The sequence below is a fragment of the Microbacterium bandirmense genome (genome assembly GCF_037204185.1).
Taxonomy (GTDB): Bacteria; Actinomycetota; Actinomycetes; order Actinomycetales; family Microbacteriaceae; genus Microbacterium; species Microbacterium bandirmense.
Genome location: NZ_JBBDGM010000027.1, coordinates 1 through 5,463 on the forward strand (window position 1 = coordinate 1; position 5,463 = coordinate 5,463).

The 5,463-nt window shown below is 55.2% G+C and carries 3 rRNA genes; all 3 read left to right on the top strand.

The features are described from left to right. Positions 1–245 precede the first annotated feature (245 nt). The 3 genes from WDU99_RS17100 to rrf all read left to right on the top strand — a co-directional run bounded on the left by WDU99_RS17100 (position 246) and on the right by rrf (position 5,455). Positions 246–1,772, top strand: a 16S ribosomal RNA gene (locus tag WDU99_RS17100). Between the two features lie 353 nt (positions 1,773–2,125). Then, positions 2,126–5,232 (top strand): 23S ribosomal RNA (locus WDU99_RS17105). 106 nt (positions 5,233–5,338) lie between these two features. Then, positions 5,339–5,455 (top strand): 5S ribosomal RNA (gene rrf / locus WDU99_RS17110). The 16S, 23S and 5S rRNA genes sit together here, the layout of an rRNA operon. Positions 5,456–5,463 lie beyond the last annotated feature (8 nt).

Consider the following 5,463-nt stretch of genomic DNA (forward strand, 5'->3'; position numbering starts at 1 on the left):
GATTGTGAAGTTGCCCTGCGCGTCTCACCTTGAGGGGTGGGTGTGTGGGTGCGTCCGATCCTTGAGAACTCAACAGCGTGCACTTGTCAAATGCCAAATTATCCTCGTCCAGTCCCTGTGGGGATTGGTTGAGAATTCCTTTGGATCAATTTATATGAATGTCAGCAATGATGTTTGTTCTTTTGGTCATGATTGAACTCGCTGCATGGTCGCCGTTTTCCCGGTGGTTGTGTTTGCATCTGTTTTTTACGGAGAGTTTGATCCTGGCTCAGGATGAACGCTGGCGGCGTGCTTAACACATGCAAGTCGAACGATGAACCGGGTGCTTGCACTTGGGGATTAGTGGCGAACGGGTGAGTAACACGTGAGCAACCTGCCCCTGACTCTGGGATAAGCGCTGGAAACGGCGTCTAATACTGGATATGTCCCGTCACCGCATGGTGTGCGGGTGGAAAGATTTTTCGGTTGGGGATGGGCTCGCGGCCTATCAGCTTGTTGGTGAGGTAATGGCTCACCAAGGCGTCGACGGGTAGCCGGCCTGAGAGGGTGACCGGCCACACTGGGACTGAGACACGGCCCAGACTCCTACGGGAGGCAGCAGTGGGGAATATTGCACAATGGGCGGAAGCCTGATGCAGCAACGCCGCGTGAGGGATGACGGCCTTCGGGTTGTAAACCTCTTTTAGCAGGGAAGAAGCGAGAGTGACGGTACCTGCAGAAAAAGCACCGGCTAACTACGTGCCAGCAGCCGCGGTAATACGTAGGGTGCAAGCGTTATCCGGAATTATTGGGCGTAAAGAGCTCGTAGGCGGTCTGTCGCGTCTGCTGTGAAATTCCGAGGCTCAACCTCGGGCTTGCAGTGGGTACGGGCAGACTAGAGTGCGGTAGGGGAGATTGGAATTCCTGGTGTAGCGGTGGAATGCGCAGATATCAGGAGGAACACCGATGGCGAAGGCAGATCTCTGGGCCGTAACTGACGCTGAGGAGCGAAAGGGTGGGGAGCAAACAGGCTTAGATACCCTGGTAGTCCACCCCGTAAACGTTGGGAACTAGTTGTGGGGTCCTTTCCACGGATTCCGTGACGCAGCTAACGCATTAAGTTCCCCGCCTGGGGAGTACGGCCGCAAGGCTAAAACTCAAAGGAATTGACGGGGACCCGCACAAGCGGCGGAGCATGCGGATTAATTCGATGCAACGCGAAGAACCTTACCAAGGCTTGACATACACGAGAACGGGCCAGAAATGGTCAACTCTTTGGACACTCGTGAACAGGTGGTGCATGGTTGTCGTCAGCTCGTGTCGTGAGATGTTGGGTTAAGTCCCGCAACGAGCGCAACCCTCGTTCTATGTTGCCAGCACGTAATGGTGGGAACTCATGGGATACTGCCGGGGTCAACTCGGAGGAAGGTGGGGATGACGTCAAATCATCATGCCCCTTATGTCTTGGGCTTCACGCATGCTACAATGGCCGGTACAATGGGCTGCGATACCGTAAGGTGGAGCGAATCCCAAAAAGCCGGTCCCAGTTCGGATTGAGGTCTGCAACTCGACCTCATGAAGTCGGAGTCGCTAGTAATCGCAGATCAGCAACGCTGCGGTGAATACGTTCCCGGGTCTTGTACACACCGCCCGTCAAGTCATGAAAGTCGGTAACACCTGAAGCCGGTGGCCTAACCCCTTGTGGGAGGGAGCTGTCGAAGGTGGGATCGGTAATTAGGACTAAGTCGTAACAAGGTAGCCGTACCGGAAGGTGCGGCTGGATCACCTCCTTTCTAAGGAGCACTGCAGCCCGCGAGGGTTGTCAGAGCCGGATTCGCACCGAATGTGTGTGACCGGAGCTCATGGGTGGAACATTTGACATGCCGTCAGCGCAGCTGACTTCGTTTAGTACGGTCCTTCGGGATCTGGAACGGTGGAGGAAGCCAGCGGGCGGCTGCACGCTGTTGGGTCCTGAGGGACCGGGCCGGCCGTTGGTCGAACCGAACCTCGAGGCCCTCTTCGTCGTCCCCGGGTTGGGGATGGGGTTGGGGGACCGCCCGTACTTTGAGAACTACACAGTGGACGCGAGCATCTTAAAGAAAACTTTGCTGCCAGTCTTTTCCTGGGCTGGTGGCTTCTCATGTGATTTCAAGTCTTTAAGAGCAAACGGTGGATGCCTTGGCATCTGGAGCCGAAGAAGGACGTAGCAATCTGCGATAAGCCTCGGGGAACTGATAAGCAAGTTTTGATCCGAGGGTGTCCGAATGGGGAAACCCCGCCAGGCGTTTGTGCGACCTGGTGACTCCCGCCTGAATATATAGGGCGGGTAGAGGGAACGTGGGGAAGTGAAACATCTCAGTACCCACAGGAAGAGAAAACAACATGTGATTCCGTGAGTAGTGGCGAGCGAAAGCGGATGAGGCTAAACCGGGTGTGTGTGATAGCCGGCAGGCGTTGCATGCCCGGGGTTGTGGGACTTTTCTGATCATTCTGCCGAGTGGTCGACGTGATGTGACGGTATAGACGAATGGTCTTGAAAGGCCAGCCATAGTGGGTGCCAGCCCCGTAGTTGAAATGTTGTTCACAGCGTGAAGAGTATCCCAAGTAGCACGGGGCCCGAGAAATCCCGTGTGAATCTGTCAGGACCACCTGATAAGCCTAAATACTCCCAGATGACCGATAGCGGACAAGTACCGTGAGGGAAAGGTGAAAAGTACCCCGGGAGGGGAGTGAAATAGTACCTGAAACCGTTTGCTTACAAACCGTTGGAGCCTCCTTAGTAGGGGTGACAGCGTGCCTTTTGAAGAATGAGCCTGCGAGTTAGTGATATGTGGCGAGGTTAACCCGTGTGGGGTAGCCGTAGCGAAAGCGAGTCTGAATAGGGCGTTTTTAGTCGCATGTTCTAGACCCGAAGCGAAGTGATCTATCCATGGCCAGGCTGAAGCACGTGTAAGAGCGTGTGGAGGGCCGAACCCACTTAGGTTGAAAACTGAGGGGATGAGCTGTGGATAGGGGTGAAAGGCCAATCAAACTTCGTGATAGCTGGTTCTCTCCGAAATGCATTTAGGTGCAGCGTTGCGTGTTTCTTGCCGGAGGTAGAGCTACTGGATGGCCGATGGGCCTCACCAGGTTACTGACGTCAGCCAAACTCCGAATGCCGGTAAGTGAGAGCGCAGCAGTGAGACTGTGGGGGATAAGCTTCATAGTCGAGAGGGAAACAACCCAGACCACCATCTAAGGTCCCTAAGCGCGTGCTAAGTGGAAAAGGATGTGGAGTTGCTTAGACAACCAGGAGGTTGGCTTAGAAGCAGCCACCCTTGAAAGAGTGCGTAATAGCTCACTGGTCAAGTGATTCCGCGCCGACAATGTAACGGGGCTCAAGCACGCCACCGAAGTTGTGGCATTGACATTTTTGGTAGGCCTTCGTGGTCCAGCCGTGTTGATGGGTAGGAGAGCGTCGTGTGGCGAGTGAAGCGGCGGTGTGAACCAGCCGTGGATGCCACACGAGTGAGAATGCAGGCATGAGTAGCGAAAGACGTGTGAGAAACACGTCCTCCGGAAGACCAAGGGTTCCAGGGTCAAGCTAATCTTCCCTGGGTAAGTCGGGACCTAAGGCGAGGCCGACAGGCGTAGTCGATGGACAACGGGTTGATATTCCCGTACCGGCGAAGAACCGCCCCAGCTAATCCAGTAATGCTAAGTGTCCGAAGCCATCCACCGTCACCTTCGGGTGACACCGGGTGGTGGAGCACACGACCCTATGCTGGTGCGGCTAGCGTATTAACAGGTGTGACGCAGGAAGGTAGCCCAGCCAGGCGATGGTTGTCCTGGTGCAAGTGCGTAGGCCGAGTCGTAGGCAAATCCGCGACTCATTCAGGCTGAGACACGATGCGGATGAAAAGTGGGTGATCCTATGCTGCCGAGAAAAGCATCGACGCGAGGTTCAAGCCGCCCGTACCCCAAACCGACTCAGGTGGTCAGGTAGAGAATACCGAGGAGATCGAGAGAATCGTGGTTAAGGAACTCGGCAAAATGCCCCCGTAACTTCGGGAGAAGGGGGGCCATCCGCTTATACCCACTTGCTGGGAAAAGGGCGTGGTGGCCGCAGAGACTAGTGGGTAGCGACTGTTTACTAAAAACACAGGTCCGTGCGAAGACGCAAGTCGATGTATACGGACTGACGCCTGCCCGGTGCTGGAAGGTTAAGAGGACCGGTTAGCCGCAAGGCGAAGCTGAGAATTTAAGCCCCAGTAAACGGCGGTGGTAACTATAACCATCCTAAGGTAGCGAAATTCCTTGTCGGGTAAGTTCCGACCTGCACGAATGGCGTAACGACTTCCCAACTGTCTCAACCGCGAACTCGGCGAAATTGCATTACGAGTAAAGATGCTCGTTACGCGCAGCAGGACGGAAAGACCCCGTGACCTTTACTACAGCTTGGTATTGGTGTTCGGTGTGGCTTGTGTAGGATAGGTGGGAGACTATGAAACCATGACGCCAGTTATGGTGGAGTCATTGTTGAAATACCACTCTGGTCATATTGGATATCTAACTTCGAACCGTGATCCGGTTCAGGGACAGTGCCTGGTGGGTAGTTTAACTGGGGCGGTTGCCTCCCAAAAAGTAACGGAGGCGCCCAAAGGTTCCCTCAACCTGGTTGGCAATCAGGTGGCGAGTGTAAGTGCACAAGGGAGCTTGACTGTGAGACTGACAGGTCGAGCAGGGACGAAAGTCGGGACTAGTGATCCGGCAGTGGCTTGTGGAAGCGCTGTCGCTCAACGGATAAAAGGTACCTCGGGGATAACAGGCTGATCTTGCCCAAGAGTCCATATCGACGGCATGGTTTGGCACCTCGATGTCGGCTCGTCGCATCCTGGGGCTGGAGTAGGTCCCAAGGGTTGGGCTGTTCGCCCATTAAAGCGGTACGCGAGCTGGGTTTAGAACGTCGTGAGACAGTTCGGTCCCTATCCGCTGCGCGCGTAGGAAGTTTGAGAGGATCTGACCCTAGTACGAGAGGACCGGGTTGGACGAACCTCTGGTGTGCCAGTTGTTCCGCCAGGAGCACCGCTGGTTAGCTACGTTCGGGATGGATAACCGCTGAAAGCATCTAAGCGGGAAGCCGGCCTCAAGATGAGACTTCCATCACCTTCGGGTGGAGAGGCTCCCAGCCAGACGACTGGGTTGATAGGCCAGATGTGGAAGCCCGGCAACGGGTGCAGCTGACTGGTACTAATAAGCCGATGACTTGATAACACTCTGTTCTTCTGCGAGATGAACGCGTCCACTTTGTGGTTCTCGACGTACGGTCGGGAACCAAACAACACACACGTGTGTGTTGCCTGATACATGTCAATAGTGTTACGGCGGCCATAGCGTGAGGGAAACGCCCGGTCACATTCCGAACCCGGAAGCTAAGCCTCACAGCGCCGATGGTACTGCAGGGGGGACCCTGTGGGAGAGTAGGACACCGCCGGACTTCTCTTA